This is a genomic window from Microbacterium sp. 67-17 (assembly GCF_001898325.1).
GTDB classification, from domain to species: domain Bacteria; phylum Actinomycetota; class Actinomycetes; order Actinomycetales; family Microbacteriaceae; genus Microbacterium; species Microbacterium schleiferi.
This window is the reverse complement of the sequence record NZ_MKTR01000016.1, coordinates 1-14,240: the sequence shown is the minus strand read 5'-3', so window position 1 is coordinate 14,240 and position 14,240 is coordinate 1. Positions and strand designations below refer to the sequence as shown.

Below are 14,240 nucleotides of genomic sequence, written 5' to 3'. Positions count from 1 at the left end.
CAGAGTGCCCTGGCGGCGGCTGCCACAACAGCGGCCGTTGGTCGGGTGCGGCATCCCCCATTCGGTGGATGCCGCACCCCCTCCGCCCGGCTGGCGATGCATCCGGGTGTCGCTCATGCGCCCCGACTACGATGTGATTCTGTGACCGAACGTGCTCCCCTGTCTCGCAAACTGTCCGCTATCGCCGAGTCCGCGACCCTGAAGGTCGACGCGAAGGCAAAGGCGCTCCAGGCCGCGGGCCGGCCGGTCATTAGCTACGCGGCGGGCGAGCCGGATTTCGCGACGCCGCAGTTCATCGTGGATGCCGCAGCCGCCGCGCTGCAAGACGCCAAGAACTTCCGCTACACGCCGGCCGCCGGCCTCCCGGACCTGCGTGAGGTGATCGCAGAGAAGACCCGGCGCGACTCGGGGCTGGAGGTCGCGGCATCCCAGGTGATCGTGACCAACGGCGGCAAACAGGCCGTCTACCAGGCCTTCCAGGCAGTCGTGAACCCGGGCGACGAGGTGCTCCTGCCAGCGCCGTACTGGACCACGTATCCCGAGGCGATCCAGCTTGCTGACGGCATCCCGGTCGAGGTGTTCGCCGGTGCCGACCAGGACTACAAGGTGACTGTCGAGCAGTTGGAGGCGGCGCGCACAGAGCGCACCACGACGCTCGTCTTCGTCTCACCGTCGAACCCGACCGGCTCGGTCTATACCGAGGAGGAGACCCGCGCGATCGGTGAATGGGCGCTCGCGCACGGCATCTGGGTCATCACCGATGAGATCTATCAGCACCTCGTCTATGACGGGGCTACCGCGGTCTCGATCGTGCACGCCGTGCCGGAGCTCGCGGGGCAGACGATCCTGGTCAATGGTGTCGCGAAGACGTATGCGATGACAGGTTGGCGTGTGGGCTGGATGGTGGGCCCCGCCGACGCGATGAAGCTCGCGGCGAACCTGCAGTCGCACCTGACGAGCAACGTCAACAACATCGCTCAGCGGGCGGCGATCGCAGCACTCACCGGGCCTCAGGATGAAGCCGAGCAGATGCGACAGGCCTTCGACCGGCGCCGTCGCGTCATCGTCGAGGAACTGGCGAAGATCCCCGGGGTCACGGTTCCCACACCGCTCGGCGCGTTCTACGCCTACCCCGACGTCCAGGGTCTGCTGGGACACGAGTGGCACGGCAAGCGCATCGAGACCTCGCTGGAGCTTGCCGACCTCATCCTCGATGAGATCGAGGTGGCAGTCGTTCCGGGCGAGGCTTTCGGTCCCAGCGGGTACCTCCGCATGTCGTACGCGCTCGGCGACGACGCGCTGCTGGAGGGCGTGCGCCGGATGCAGGGCCTGTTCTCCTAGCCGCTCCTGACGCTCTCGCTTCCCGCCGGTCCGCCCTCGCGGCCCTCGCGGCCCGCCCCGCGTGGTCGCAACGGCGCACCCTTTTGCCGACACGCCGGGCCAAAGCACCACAGACCGGGGTGTCGCCGAATCCATGCGCCGTTGCGACGGGGCTCCGGGACCGGGCCGGGCGGCAGGCCGGACGCCGAGCAGGTCCTACAGGTCGACGCCGACGAGGACCGGCTCGGGCTGCAGCAGGAGTCCGAACTCTGCCTGAACCCGGCCCTGGATGAAGCGGGCGAGCTCCGCGATCTCGGCGGCAGTCGCGCCGGCGTGGTTGGTCAGTGCCAGCGCGTGCTTGCTCGACAGAGCCGCGCGCGAACGCGGCAGATGGAAGCCCTTGCGGATGCCGGAATGCTCGATGAGCCACGCGGCGCTGACCTTGACATCCGGATCCTCGACCGCAGCCGGGGGGATGTACCCGTCGAAGGTGTCGAGCGGGATGATCCGAACCGGTTCCGGGCTCGCATCGGCGCCGTCGGGCCGAACGGGCCACCGCGGACACTCGGGCGGCAGCGTTCGGGCGAAGGATGCCGACACGACGGCATTCTGGAAGAACGAACCGGCGCTGTAGGTATCGGGATCGGCGTCATCGAGCACCATGCCCTTGCGGGCGCGGGTTGCCAAGACGTGATCGCGCACCCACTGCAGGGTGACCTCGTCATCCTGCTCAAGGCCCAGCGCCTGCCGCAACTGGGCACCCCGCAGCCGTCGGGGAGCTGGCCCCACCTCGAGCAGATCGAGAGTGACCGACAGGATGACGGCGCGCCGAAGCGGCTCGGAGCCGTGGTGATGTTTGAGAACCGACGTACGGAAGCCAAGCCCCAGCTCAGCAGCGGGAACCGTCGACACCTCGCCCGTGCTCTCGTCGATCAGCTCGACCTCGACGAGTGTCTGCACGATCTCTTGACCGTACGCGCCCACGTTCTGCACGGGAGCCGCACCGACAGTGCCCGGGATGCCTGACATCGCGGCGATCCCCGACAGCCCCTCGGCCACCGTGTACGCGACGAGGTCATCCCAGTCGTGACCGGCCTGGACGCGCAGCCGCGCCACCTGCGGCGCCGGCGCGGGCAACCTCTCGATACCGCGGGTCAGGATGCGGATCACGGTGCCCTCGAAGGGTTCATCTCCGACGAACAGGTTCGAACCGCCGCCGAGGACGAACCACGGCTCCCCGCTCGCCCAGGTGTCTCGGAGCGCCGCGACCAGTTCGTCCCGATCGTGGGCTTCCCACATCCGGGCGGGTTCGCCGCCGGTGCGCAGTGTTGTCAGGCTCGACAGCGGCCTGGGTGCGATCTCGGGCATCAGCCTCGGCGGGCGCGCAGGCGCGCCTTGCCCAGCACCGCCGTGCCGCCGGCGGTCACGCTCAGATCGATGGTCACGGACTCTTCGTCGAGCGCGAGGACCTTGCCCTGCACGGCGACGTCGGCGCCGGCATCCGGGTCGACGACGACAGGCCGCGTGAACCGCACGCCGTACTCGAGGATGCGGCCCGCATCGCCGAGCCACGGCACGACGGTTTCGACGGCCAGGCCCATCGTCAGCATCCCGTGGGCGAGCACGCCGGGAAGACCGACGGATGCCGCGACGTCATCGCGGTAGTGAATCGGGTTGAAGTCGCCGGATGCTCCCGCGTAGCGCACGAGCGACTCGCGCGTCAGGTGCACCGTGCGCTCCGCGACGATATCGCCGACGGCAAGCTCGGCAGAGTCGATGGTGTGCGCGCTCATTGGTCGTCCCCTCCCACCAGCAGCACGGAGGTGGCCGTGACGACGTGTGCGTCATCGGCATCCGTGATGGTGGCTTCGCTCGTGACCATCGCGCCCTTACCGAACGGACGCACCTGCGTGATGGCGAGGGTCGCAACCAGCTCGTCGCCGGCGACGATCGGACGCGTGTAGGCGAAACGCTGCTCGGCGTGGATGAGGCGGTGCAGCTCGATTCCGGAGTCCGGCTCCGCGAGCAGCTGCTGCAGCGTGAGGTCTTGAATGACCATCGCGAAGGTCGGCGGGGCAACGACATCGGCGTATCCGAGCGCCTGGGCAGCGTCGGGGTCGGTGTGCTGCGGGTCGTCAGCGAACACAGCTCTCGCGAACTCCCGGACCTTCTCTCGTCCCACCAGATACGGGGCGGTCGGCGGGAAGTCCCGCCCGACCAGTTCAGGGTTCACAGGCACGAGGCCATCCTACCGAGCGAGGGCGAAGTGTCCTGGGGCGGCGGTCGACGGGTCAATTCCGGGCGGATGCCGCGATGCGGTCCCACCACTGCCGGGATGCCGCGCGCAGCCGTGGCAGGCGAGCGGCCGCCTCATCACGAATGGCGGCGGTGTCGGCGACAAGCGTCTCGAGCCGGCGCGGCGCGTCCGGCAGCTCGTCGAGATCGAGCACGCCGGTCTGGCCCCAGTGTCCGAGTGCTCCCCCGAGTTTGATGCGCGTGTACCGGTCGGCAGACAACGCGAGCACGGGCGTGCCTGCCGGCGCTGCGAAGACAGCGGGGTGATAGCGGCCCGTGATGAGAAGGTCGGCACCGTGCACGAGCGCTGCCGCCTCACGGGACGTTCCGGTGGGGATGACTGTCGAGGGCTCCGACATCCGCTGCCTGATCCTCTCGTGCAGCGCTGCGTCGCCCCGTGCGGGCGCGGCGGGATCGAGCGGCCCGAAGTGTGCGTGGAACGAGACCGGCCCGACGGTTCGTGCTGCAGCATCCGCGAGCTCCGCGATGTGCTGCTCGACCTGGTCGGCTGGTCGCCCCGCGAACCAGCCCGACAGACTCACGACGACTCCCCCGCGCGGCGCTGACTCACCGGCCTCCCCCTCTGCGCCGAGGCCGAGGCCGAGGAAGGATGCGTCGTCGACATTCAGGGTCGCGCTCAGTCCCCAGGAGTCGACGAGAGCGGCAGTGTCAGGCTCTCGCACGCCGACGAGAGCCGCCTCGCGCAGCATCCGTGCCACCGCTGCGTCATCGGGTGCGTCGAGGTCGGGGCCGAGGGTCTGCCCCGTGACCACGACCGGCACTCCCTTCGCACGAGCCAGGCGTGCAAGGGTCGTGCGTTCGAACACGTGGCTGTGCCAGCGGGTCGCGAGGTTTCCGCCGCCCGCGTTGACGAGCAACCGCGCCCCATCAAGGGTCGCGAAGACCTCAGCCGCCGGGTCGTCCGGCGAGAGCTCAGCCGAGCCCGCGGCTACCGCGAGAAGGTGGTCGGCGCGCCGCGCGGCGTCGGCACGGTCGAGCCCCGCGAACCCGAGCCGCGGAAGTGCCGGGATGCCGTAGCGTGCCGCCGTTTCGGGGGGATTCGAGCTCACCCCGATGGGCGAGAGACCGCGCTCAGCGAGCTCACCCACGGCGACCTCGAACATCGCCTCGTCGCCGATATGGAACATGCCATCGAGCACGCCGACGTCACCGATGATGAGAACAGACACGGGCTTCTCCAGCATTGCCAGGACGAGGGAAGACGCCACAGATCGGTGGCGTTGTCAACCCTAAGGGCATGTGGCACAGCGTTCGCCTTCGGGCAGTACGATCACCCTGTCCGGGTGGCGGCGCCGGGACGCGCGAGGAAAGGACCGCCATGGGGATTCAGGCAGCGATGGACCGGGTGACCGGCGCCGCAACCATCGTCGAGGCGTTGCGTGCTGCCGACGATCTGGCGTTCGAGGCGGGCCGCGATCCGGGTGTGCGTACGCTCCGGGTGCTTTCGGCAGCCTTGGCCGGCAACGACGACATCGCCGCGATTGCCGCGGTGCACGCCCTGTCGGAGATGTTCGACGAGCAGGCAGCGGCGCGCCTGGTCTCGCTGCTCGATGACCCCCGCCCCTTCATCCACGAACACGCAGCCTGGGCGCTCGGCCAGGGGCTGCCGCGGTTCTCGGCGATCGCACGCCTGATCGCGCTGGTCGGGCGCGGTGGGTTCACCGGGATGCTCGCGCAGCGCACGCTCGAGAAGTGGTCGGTCGCCGCGGGAGACGTGCTGGCGGTCGCGCTGGAGTCGGTGCTGGCCGTATCGACTGAGGCGACGGATGCCGCGGGCCGGGCCCGCCTGGTCGAGACGCTCGGACTCGTACGCCAGTCGTCCGCGACGCGCACGCTGCTGACCATTGCCCGCACCGACACAGAAGCCGTGGAGGTGCGCGAAGCCGCCGTCGCGGCGCTGGGTCAGCGCTCGGGCGAACCCGGGGTGCGGCGTGCGCTCGAGGACCTTGTCACTGCCGATGGACCCCTGTCTGACCACGCACGGGTGGCCGTCATCGACCTCGAGCCGGCTCTCGCTCACCCCACCCGCGACACCTCGAGCGGACTCACCGTCGCCCAGCTCTTCCTGCACGCCGATATCGACCCGTCGCTGAGCGCCGCGGGGGCCGGGGATAACGGCGGGATTGCCACCCTCCTGGTGCGCCTGGGCGACGCCCTCACTCACGAGCCCGGCGCCGTCGAGCGCGTGCTGACACTCTCGCGCGGCTCGATCTCGCAGGCGACAGCTGACCTCCTCGATGTCGCCTCCCAGAGCAGGGGGCACGTCTACGGCCATGTTCCGCTCGCGGCGCGCCCCACGCCGTCGGCTGCAGCATGGCCTCTGCGTGTGCGGGCACGGCGCGGCATCCGTCGTCTCCTGCGCGCGGCGGGCCACATCGACGTGCTGCACCTGCGGATGGCCGACGTCGGGTCGCTCGCCGCCGCCGACGTCGCGCGCGAACTCGGCATCCCGACGGTCTTCACCCTCGCACCCGACCCCCACGCGGTCATCCAGTCGCTCGACCGGGCGGGAACCCTCACGCGCGAGAACTTCGGCGACACCGACCTCGCCGAGCACTTCTGGTTCCGCACGAGTCTGGTGCGTTCGCTTGCTGGCTCCGCCTCGCACAGCGTGCTGTTCCCGCGCCAGAACCTTGCCGACGACATCCGATCACTGGTCGGCGTCGACATCGACAGCGTCCCCGAAAGGCACACGATCGTCGCCGAGGGTGTCGACCTTGAGGTCGTCGATCGATCCGTCGCCCTCGCGTCGGGAGGGGCTACGGATGCCGATCCCGCGCTGCGCGAGCTTGCCGACCTGGTCGGGGCTTTGGCGCCGGATCGGCGTGATCTGCCGCTGATCGTCAGCGTCGGCCGCATGCACCGCGTGAAGGGAATGGCGACGCTCGCCGAGACGTGGGCCGGCAGCGCGCTGTCCGAGCGCGCGAATCTGCTCATCATCGGCGGTGACCTCGAGAACCCCTCGCTGGATGAGCGCGAGCAGCTCGACCGCATCGAGGTCGCGGTTCCCTCCGCCGAGCGCGCGGCACGCGGCCTCATCCTCGCCGGACACCGCCCCAATGACGTCGCGGCCCGCTGGGTAGCGGCAGCGCGGCTCGGCATCCCCGGAAGGGTAGCCGGGCGCGGGGTGTACGTGTGCGCGAGCATCAAAGAGGAGTTCGGCATCGCCCTGCTGGAGGCCCTCGCGACGGGACTTGTTGTCGTCGCCCCCGACGGTGGCGGACCCGCGACCTACGTGGCCGACCAGGACACCGGGTTTCTCACCGCGACCTGGGATGTCCACGCGCTGGCAGAGGCGACCCACCGCGCGCTGGACCGCGCGGCCCTGGCCGACCCCGCGATCGCCGAGCGAGCTCGAGCGATGGTCGCCGAGAGGTTCACGATCCAGGCCATGGCGGCAGCGCTCGCTCCGGTGTACCGACAGGTCGCTGAGCAGGAGGCCGAGCTCGTGCGGGCAGCGGGCGTAGCATGACGCTGCTGGTCATCAGTCCCGATTACGCCTCGCACCTGCTTCCCCTCGCAACACTCGCGACTGCGTGGCAGCAGCGCGGCGAGGAGGTCGTCGTCGCGACCGGCCCCGCGACCGATCCGATCGTGAAGCGCTTCGGCTATCGGCGGGTCGATCTGCCGCTTGGTCGCGGCGCCAACGCGGGAATCATCCGCACGGCGCAGCAGCAGGCTGACGAGGCGGCGTCTCTCGAGGGGTTCTTCGCCGCCACACGTCACGGGATGATCCCCACGCTCCTTTATCAAGCCCGGGAGCGCCTCACCGACCTCATGTGGCAGCCCGAGGATCGTGCCCGGGCAACCCTCGCGGTGATCGAGGATGTCGCACCCGACGCGATCCTCGTCGATCACCTTGCGTTCAGCGCTCGCCTCGCGCTCCATACGGCAGGCATCCCGTACGGCGATGTGGTGCTCGGCCATCCGAGCGCCCTGCCGGTTGCCGGTGAGGTCTATGGCTTCCCTCCGGCGTGGCCGGCATCCTTTTCTCCAGACCCCGACGAGCTGCGTACGCTCCGGGACGTCTGCGGGGAAGTCTCGGCGCGGTTCACGGCACAGTGGAACGAGGTTGCACAGCGACTGGATGCCGGATCGCGCGGCGTCGACGATGCATTCGCTACCCACGGCGAGCGCGTGCTCTACAACTATCCCGGTGAGCTTGCCCGCACCGATGGGAGGGCGCTGCCCCCGCACGTCTTTCTCGGTTCGACTCGGCGGACCGAGCCCGAGGATGACGCGGTGGCAGCATGGCTCGCCGTCGATGAACCGTTCGTCTACGTCAGCTTCGGCAGCTTCCTATCCGTTCGCGGCGACGTGCTCGCGCGCGTCGCCGAGGCACTGCGCCGCGTCGGCGTCCGCGCAGCGATCTCGACGGGGGCCACTGACCCGGCCGAGCTCGGCACGATCCCGGAAGGCTGGCTCGTGCGCGAGTACCTGCCGCAGGTGCGACTACTCGATCACGCCACAGCTGCCGTCACCCACGGCGGCAACAACTCCGTCACCGAAGCGGTCGGAGCTGGCGTGCCGCTCCTGGTGCTCCCGTTTTCGACCGACCAGTTCGCGGGGGCGGCAGCGATCGAGCGTGAGGATGTCGGACGCAGCCTTGACCCGAATGCGGCAAGCGCCGAGGATCTCGCGTCGGCTCTCGTGGCCATCCTGGATCCGGACTGGGCGGGTCGAAGGACTCTCACCGCGATCCGTGCCGATCAACTGGCCGATCCGGGCCCCGAGCGGGCCTACCGGGCGCTCGCCGAGGCGACGTCAGCCGAGCGATAGGCTCTCGTCCGCGAGGCCTACGAGCGCTGCCATCGCGGCTCGGTCGCCCGCGGCATCCCGGTACTGCTGCATCCGCGCGGCATTGGCCTCGTAGCCCGCGCCGGCACGGACCTCGCCGACGTGGTGAAGCGCGTACACCCGCCCCTCGTGGCGGCGCGGCGGTTCACCGAGCAGGGTGTGATGGGCGAGGTTCCAGGCGGCATCCTCGAATCCCCACCCGCGGAACCCGGCATCCTGTCCCCCGTGGCGGGCCCACGTGCGCGGTGTCGTGATGTACACGCCCGAGCAGGCACCCGACACGAACTGCTCGACGGTGCACTCGGGTAGCGGCACGCCCCGCGCATAGTCGGCGGAGCCCGTCGCACCGAGCCACCGGTACTCCGTATACGGAAGGTGCACGACACCACTGGTCGCCGCTGCGCGGATCGCCTCGCGCAGCGACTGAACCTCGGGGATCGTGTCGGCATCACCGATCACGACGACCTCGTCGGGGTCGGCATCCGCCATCGCCTGGTTTCGACAGGCTGCCAGGACGAACGGAACGTCACCGGTGTCGACGGTCGTCAGCGGCACCTCGGGGAGATTCTCCCGATACCAGGCGACCACACGCTCGAACGCATCGATGCGCGACGGCGCCGGGCGCCACGGCAAGACGATTCGGGCAGGCGGCAGAACATCGTCGGGGGTGAGAGAATCCACTCCACCATCATGGGGCCGCCAAGGAGACGCCATGCCCGAACTGTTCAACTACTTCGACCACGTCGAACTGCCGACTCCGACCCTCGGCGTCGACGAGGTCGAAAAGCTCTGCACGCTGGCCTTTGGCATCGACGTCGTCGCGATTCCTCTCGGGAGCCAGCAGGATCAGAACTTCCGTCTCTTCCCGCGAGGCTCCGACGTGCCGTTCGGCGTCCTGAAGCTCAGTAATCCGGTGTTCAGCGAGACCGAAATCCGGATGCAGGATGAGGCGACGAATGCTGTCGCGATGGTCGAGCCTTCCCTACGGTTTCCTCGCGTCCTCTCGGGACCTCGGGGGGCTCTCTGGGCCTGGTGGGACAGCTCGCAGGGGCGCATTCACGCTCGCGTGCTGGAGAACATCTCCGGTCACACCCTGACCGGGTCGCGCTACCTTCCCCCCGCTGCCATCGAACGCCTCGGAGACCTTGCGGGGCGGGTCAGCGCGGCACTCGGAAGCTTCGAGCATCCCGCGAGCAGCCGCACCCTGCAGTGGGATCTGCGTCATGCACGCAGGGTCATCGGCGCCCTGCTGCCTGATGAGCCGGATGCCGAGGTTCGCGCCGCGATAGATCAGGCGGTGAGCGAGGCCAGCGCGGCGCTCGATCGGGTCGAATCCCGCCTTCCTCTGCAGGTAGGGCACTTCGACATCACTGACGACAACGTGCTGCGCGGCGAGGGCGAGCTCCTCCCCGACGCCGTGATCGATTTCGGTGACGTGATGCGCTCGTGGCGCGTCGCCGAAATTGCGGTCACGGCATCCTGCGTCCTGCACCACGATGGCGCGGACCCGATGTCGGTCATTCCCGCGATTCGTGCCTTCCACGCACGGTGTCCCCTCACCGACGACGAGGTCACGGCGCTGTGGCCACTCATCATCGTGCGCGGAGCGACGCTTGTGCTGAGCGGGCGCGCGCAGGTGCGCCTCGACGACGCGAATGATTACGCGGCTGAGGCGCTTGATCGCGAGCGCCGGATCTTCGACGTGGCAACCTCGGTGCCGGCATCCGTCATGACCGCGGCGATACGCCGGGCGCTGGATCCCGACAGTTCCGCGCCGACCCGCGCATGGGAGGGCGCTCCCGTGGTGACACTCCCGGCTGAGACTGTCGTTCTCGATGCTGGCACCGTCTCACCCGTGAACGATCGGGGTGCCTGGCTCGACCCGGAGGCGCTCGACCGGGCTGCGTTGAGCACGCTGGATGCCGGCGCCGGCGCGGTCGTCGTTGCGGCGTGGCATGCATTGTTGAGCGGGGCGCCGCTTCGAACCCCGACTGCTCCGGCGACGATCCCCACCGGCACGACGCTCTGGCTGGCTGAGCCGCTCGCGCTCGGTCGAGACGATGGCCAGTGGACAAGCGGCGCCGGGGCCCTCACCTGGCGCAGCGGCGACGAGGTGGTCACGATCACCGGGGTTCCCGACAGCTCGGATGCTGTGCTACCGGCACGCACGCGCCTGTTCGTGCAGCGCCATGCGACGGGCGATGAACTCCCACCTCCCCGGGTCACCGCGGATCTCGCCGAGGCCTGGCGCGAGGTGGTCGGCGACGTCTCCGACGCGCTCGGGATGGCGCCGGCGCTCCCGCGCGGGGACGATATTCTCGCTCGTCGCCACGGAGTCCTGGCAGAGGTTCAGGAGCACTATTACGACACGCCACCGAGGATCGAGCGCGGATGGCGGGAGTATCTGATCGACGTCGACGGTCGGGTCTACCTCGACATGGTCAACAACGTCGCTTCGGTGGGACATGCGCATCCCCGCGTCGCGGATGCGGCAACCCGACAGCTCAACCTGCTCAACACGAACTCTCGCTTCCACTACGGCGTGATCACCGAGTACGCCGAGCGCATCGCTCAGACGCTGCCCGCGGAGCTCGACACAGTCTTCTTCGTCAACTCGGGCTCGGAGGCAGCGGATCTCGCTCTTCGACTGGCGATGGCATCCACGGGCCGCACCGACATCGTCGCGATGCGCGAGGCCTACCACGGGTGGACCTTCGCGAGCGATGCCGTGTCGACGTCGATCGCCGACAACCCGAACGCGCTGGCGACGCGCCCGGAGTGGGTGCATACCGTGGCCGCCGCCAATCCCTACCGCGGCATCCATCGCGGCGACGATGCCGAGCGGTACGGACCGGAAGCCGTTGCGGTGATCGATCACCTCGCCGCATCCGGACACGCTCCCGCCGGGCTCATCTGCGAGACCTTCTTCGGAAACGCCGGGGGTGTCGCGCTACCGCCGGGGTATCTCGCGCAGGTCTACGAAGCTATTCGCCGCCACGGTGGCCTCGCCATCGCCGACGAGGTGCAGGTGGGCTTCGGCCGGCTCGGCGAATGGTTCTGGGGTTTCGAGCAGCAGCGGGTCGTGCCCGATATCGTTGCGGTCGCAAAGTCGATCGGCGCAGGCCACCCCCTCGGCGCCGTCATCACCCGTCGGGAGATCGCCGATCGGTACCGCACCCAGGGGTACTTTTTCTCATCGACCGGCGGCTCACCGGTCTCGGCGGCGATCGGTCTGGCTGTTCTCGATGTCATCGAGCAGGAGGGTCTGCAACAGAACGCGCGGGTCGTCGGAGCGCATCTGAAGCGACGTCTGGAACGCCTGGCTGAGTCCCACCCGATCGTGGGAGCAGTGCACGGCGCGGGCCTGTATCTCGGCGTCGAGTTCGTGCGTGACCGCATCACCCTGGAGCCGGCGACCGACGAGACCGCGGCAATCTGCGACAGACTGCTCACGCTCGGGGTGATCATGCAGCCCACCGGTGACTACCTGAACGTGCTGAAGATCAAACCCCCACTATGCGTGTCACTCGAGTCGGTTGACTACTTCGTCGATTCGCTCGACCGGGTCCTCACCACGGGCTGGTGACGCTCGGCATCCGGCCGCTCAGGAACCGGAGCGCTGAGCGCGAATCGCCCGCAGCGCCATCTGAACTGCGATGAATGCGATGAAGATCGAGAACAGCACGTTGCCGACGAACGGATCGACCAGCGTCGCGATCCAGGCGCCGAACGCGGTCGTCGTGCACGCCGCGACACCGATGGCAATGGCCGCGGGCAGGTCGACGTTCTTGCGCCGGATGTTTCCGACGGTGCCAGAAATGGCAGTGGGGATCATCATCAGCAGCGAGGTGCCCTTGGCTTCGAGGTCGCTCGCCCCGAACAGGATCATGAGCACGGGAACGACCACAATGCCCCCGCCGACACCGAGAAGGCCCGCCAGGATGCCGGTGATCAGGCCCAGCACGATGAGGCCGATGACCGAGAGGATCGTGTACTCGATCTCAGCGTCCCGCGAGGGGATCACGAGATAGAGGCTGATGATCACGAGCACGAGGAACCCGACAAAGCCCCAGCGCAGCACCGGAAGAGGAAGTCGGTGCAGCAGCCACGTGCCGATCTGAGCACCGATGATCGCCCCAGCGGCGAGGATGATCGCGGCGATCCACGCCACCGAGCCGGTCATCGCATAGGAGATGACACCGACCGTTGCCGTCGGAACGATGGCCGCGAGCGAAGTGCCGGCAGCGAGTCGCTGATTGAACCCCAGAAAGAAGACCAGTGCGGGCACGATGACCGTGCCGCCACCGACGCCGAACAGACCCGACAACAGGCCCGCAGCCAAACCCACCAGAATCGCGACGATGTAGAAGCGCGCGGTGCGCGGCTGGGGTGTGGTGGTCATGTGCTCGCTCTCGTCGGCGCCGGAACGCCGGCCGTGCCAGCCTACTGGTCTGTGCTAGCTACTGGTCTGGGGCAGCCGCCCCGACGCGACGGGTTCGGGGCTACTCCACGCTCACGAGGTCGTAGATTGCCCAGCCGTCGTCATCCGGAACCACCGTGTATTCGTACTCGACGACTTCCCGTACACCCGGTTCGATCGGGTTGCCGTCCTGGTCGAAGTGCGCGATGTAGCTCTCTTGGGTTGCGACGGTGTACTCGTATTCCGGGCCACGGATGTCGGTCACGACGATCTCGTAGTCCGAGTACCACTCGGTGAAGGCGTCGGACTGACCCGTGAAGGTCGCGCAGTCCTTGATCTGCACGATCTCGCGCAGGCGCTCGGTCGTGACCCCGAGGAAGAGATCGCAGTCGGCGGTCTGCCAGGCCTCGTCGAACTCGTACACAGCCTCGACGGCGCCGCGTTCATCATCGTTCGTCGGTTCGACCGTGGCCGGCGCGCTCACCCGTCCAAAACCGAGGATCGCAAGCGGGATGAGCACCGCCGCGAGAACTACCGCAACGAGCATCGCGACACCGACGATCACCCAGATGATCCAGGTCCGGCTGCGCTGAGGGGCGGTGGCTGCCACGAAGATCCCCGATGGGGAGCCCTGGTCTGCCGGACCGCCGTCGGATGGAGCCGCGTCGCCTGCCGCCTCCGGCGATTGCAGAGAAAGCTCTGGCGTCGGCACCGTGCGCGGGCGCTGCCACGGGTCGGGCATCCCCTGCGGGTGCGGCTGCACATGCTCGGTCCACTGCTGGCCGTCCCACCACCGCAGGGCACCGTGACCGTCGTCATACCAGCCGGGGGCAATCGCCGACATCCGCTCTCGTTCCTCGTCGCTCAGTGGTCGCCTTCACTCTATGCGCGAGAGCCTCGGGCTCAGAAGCTCGCGACATAGTCTCCAGTGCTGAAGCCACCGGTGATCAGCCACAGCGGCACCAGAACCGTGATCAGGGAGAGAACCAGCGACACGATCGACCACGCGAGCACACGACGTGCGCGGATGTCCAGAATCAGCGCGATGACGGCAAGGACGAGGGCGATGGCCCCCACGATGATCGAGAAAGGCATTGTCACGATCAGCAGCCACCAGATCGTCGCCATCTCGGGGAGGAACCCGATGAGCAAGATCGCAAGCGAAGGCGCAAGGGCGATGAAGGCGACGACGAACGCGATGATTCCAAGGATGGGGATGCGGCGGGCAGTGGGTGCGGGCGGCGATGCCGGCGGAACGGATGCTGTCACACGCGCAGTCTAGGTGTAGCGACCCGTGAGGTTGTGAAGGCGGCAGGTGGGGGTGTGGCCTCCGAGGGCGGTGTGGGGTCGTCGGTGATTGTATTCCTCGAGCCAGTCGGCGTAGGTG

At 68.5% G+C, this 14,240-nt stretch carries 13 protein-coding genes; 4 read left to right on the top strand and 9 right to left on the bottom strand.

The genetic code is table 11. The annotated features are described in order from the left end of the window. Positions 1–141 precede the first annotated feature (141 nt). On the top strand, positions 142–1,341 hold the full coding sequence (locus tag BGO47_RS07225) for a pyridoxal phosphate-dependent aminotransferase (RefSeq protein WP_292709991.1): 1,200 nt from the start codon (positions 142–144) through the stop codon (positions 1,339–1,341). A 195-nt stretch (positions 1,342–1,536) separates the two neighbouring features. Here BGO47_RS07225 and BGO47_RS07220 read toward each other — a convergent pair whose 3' ends face one another. From BGO47_RS07220 to BGO47_RS07205, 4 genes are read right to left on the bottom strand one after another with little or no spacing between them, the layout of a single operon-like run. Continuing rightward, positions 1,537–2,688, bottom strand: coding sequence for a UDP-N-acetylmuramate dehydrogenase (locus BGO47_RS07220; RefSeq protein ID WP_292709990.1), 1,152 nt, complete (start codon positions 2,686–2,688; stop codon positions 1,537–1,539). Further along, positions 2,688–3,113: a MaoC/PaaZ C-terminal domain-containing protein gene (locus tag BGO47_RS07215; protein WP_292709989.1), complete on the bottom strand. Its 426-nt coding sequence runs from the start codon at positions 3,111–3,113 to the stop codon at positions 2,688–2,690. The genes BGO47_RS07220 and BGO47_RS07215 overlap by 1 nt, the downstream gene beginning before the upstream one ends. Further along, the gene (locus BGO47_RS07210) at positions 3,110–3,559 is read right to left on the bottom strand and encodes a MaoC family dehydratase N-terminal domain-containing protein (protein WP_292709987.1); all 450 of its coding nucleotides are present in this window, start codon (positions 3,557–3,559) and stop codon (positions 3,110–3,112) included. The genes BGO47_RS07215 and BGO47_RS07210 overlap by 4 nt, the downstream gene beginning before the upstream one ends. A gap of 52 nt (positions 3,560–3,611) precedes the next feature. After that, the gene (locus BGO47_RS07205; RefSeq protein ID WP_292709985.1) at positions 3,612–4,805 is read right to left on the bottom strand and encodes a polysaccharide pyruvyl transferase family protein; all 1,194 of its coding nucleotides are present in this window, start codon (positions 4,803–4,805) and stop codon (positions 3,612–3,614) included. A gap of 149 nt (positions 4,806–4,954) precedes the next feature. Between BGO47_RS07205 and BGO47_RS07200 the strand changes: the two genes are divergently transcribed. Together BGO47_RS07200 and BGO47_RS07195 are read left to right on the top strand one after the other, a co-directional pair. After that, positions 4,955–7,108, top strand: a complete 2,154-nt coding sequence (locus BGO47_RS07200) for a glycosyltransferase (protein ID WP_292709983.1) — start codon at positions 4,955–4,957, stop codon at positions 7,106–7,108. Then, entirely contained in the window at positions 7,105–8,415 is a 1,311-nt protein-coding gene (locus BGO47_RS07195) for a glycosyltransferase (RefSeq protein ID WP_292709981.1), read from the top strand. Before BGO47_RS07200 ends, BGO47_RS07195 begins: the two co-directional genes overlap by 4 nt. On the opposite strand, the gene BGO47_RS07190 is transcribed toward BGO47_RS07195, so the two are convergent. Then, positions 8,401–9,114 carry a hypothetical protein gene (locus BGO47_RS07190; protein ID WP_292709979.1) on the bottom strand — a complete coding sequence of 238 codons (714 nt, stop codon included), beginning with the start codon at positions 9,112–9,114 and terminating at the stop codon, positions 8,401–8,403. The two genes, BGO47_RS07195 and BGO47_RS07190, sit on opposite strands and share 15 nt — an antisense overlap. Before the next feature lie 31 nt (positions 9,115–9,145). Between BGO47_RS07190 and BGO47_RS07185 the strand changes: the two genes are divergently transcribed. Further along, complete coding sequence (locus tag BGO47_RS07185; RefSeq protein WP_292709977.1) at positions 9,146–12,019, top strand: aminotransferase; 2,874 nt, start codon at positions 9,146–9,148, stop codon at positions 12,017–12,019. Positions 12,020–12,037: 18 nt separating this feature from the next. Here BGO47_RS07185 and BGO47_RS07180 read toward each other — a convergent pair whose 3' ends face one another. The 4 genes from BGO47_RS07180 to BGO47_RS07165 all read right to left on the bottom strand — a co-directional run. Further along, positions 12,038–12,835: a sulfite exporter TauE/SafE family protein gene (locus BGO47_RS07180; RefSeq protein WP_292709975.1), complete on the bottom strand. Its 798-nt coding sequence runs from the start codon at positions 12,833–12,835 to the stop codon at positions 12,038–12,040. 100 nt (positions 12,836–12,935) lie between these two features. Next, on the bottom strand, positions 12,936–13,697 hold the full coding sequence (locus tag BGO47_RS07175) for a DUF2510 domain-containing protein (protein WP_292709973.1): 762 nt from the start codon (positions 13,695–13,697) through the stop codon (positions 12,936–12,938). Positions 13,698–13,756: 59 nt separating this feature from the next. After that, the gene (locus BGO47_RS07170) at positions 13,757–14,122 is read right to left on the bottom strand and encodes a hypothetical protein (protein WP_292709971.1); all 366 of its coding nucleotides are present in this window, start codon (positions 14,120–14,122) and stop codon (positions 13,757–13,759) included. Between the two features lie 9 nt (positions 14,123–14,131). After that, a partial coding sequence (locus BGO47_RS07165) for an integrase core domain-containing protein (RefSeq protein WP_292710297.1) occupies positions 14,132–14,240 on the bottom strand: 109 nt, incomplete at its 5' end.

Bases quoted from the DNA above. Each gene is read 5' to 3' on its own strand.
- BGO47_RS07220 (WP_292709990.1), bottom strand. From the start codon at position 2,688: ATGCCCGAGATCGCACCCAGGCCGCTGTCGAGCCTGACAACACTGCGC.
- BGO47_RS07215 (WP_292709989.1), bottom strand. From the start codon at position 3,113: ATGAGCGCGCACACCATCGACTCTGCCGAGCTTGCCGTCGGCGATATC.
- BGO47_RS07200 (WP_292709983.1), top strand. From the start codon at position 4,955: ATGGGGATTCAGGCAGCGATGGACCGGGTGACCGGCGCCGCAACCATC.
- BGO47_RS07195 (WP_292709981.1), top strand. From the start codon at position 7,105: ATGACGCTGCTGGTCATCAGTCCCGATTACGCCTCGCACCTGCTTCCC.
- BGO47_RS07185 (WP_292709977.1), top strand. From the start codon at position 9,146: ATGCCCGAACTGTTCAACTACTTCGACCACGTCGAACTGCCGACTCCG.
- BGO47_RS07180 (WP_292709975.1), bottom strand. From the start codon at position 12,835: ATGACCACCACACCCCAGCCGCGCACCGCGCGCTTCTACATCGTCGCG.
- BGO47_RS07175 (WP_292709973.1), bottom strand. From the start codon at position 13,697: ATGTCGGCGATTGCCCCCGGCTGGTATGACGACGGTCACGGTGCCCTG.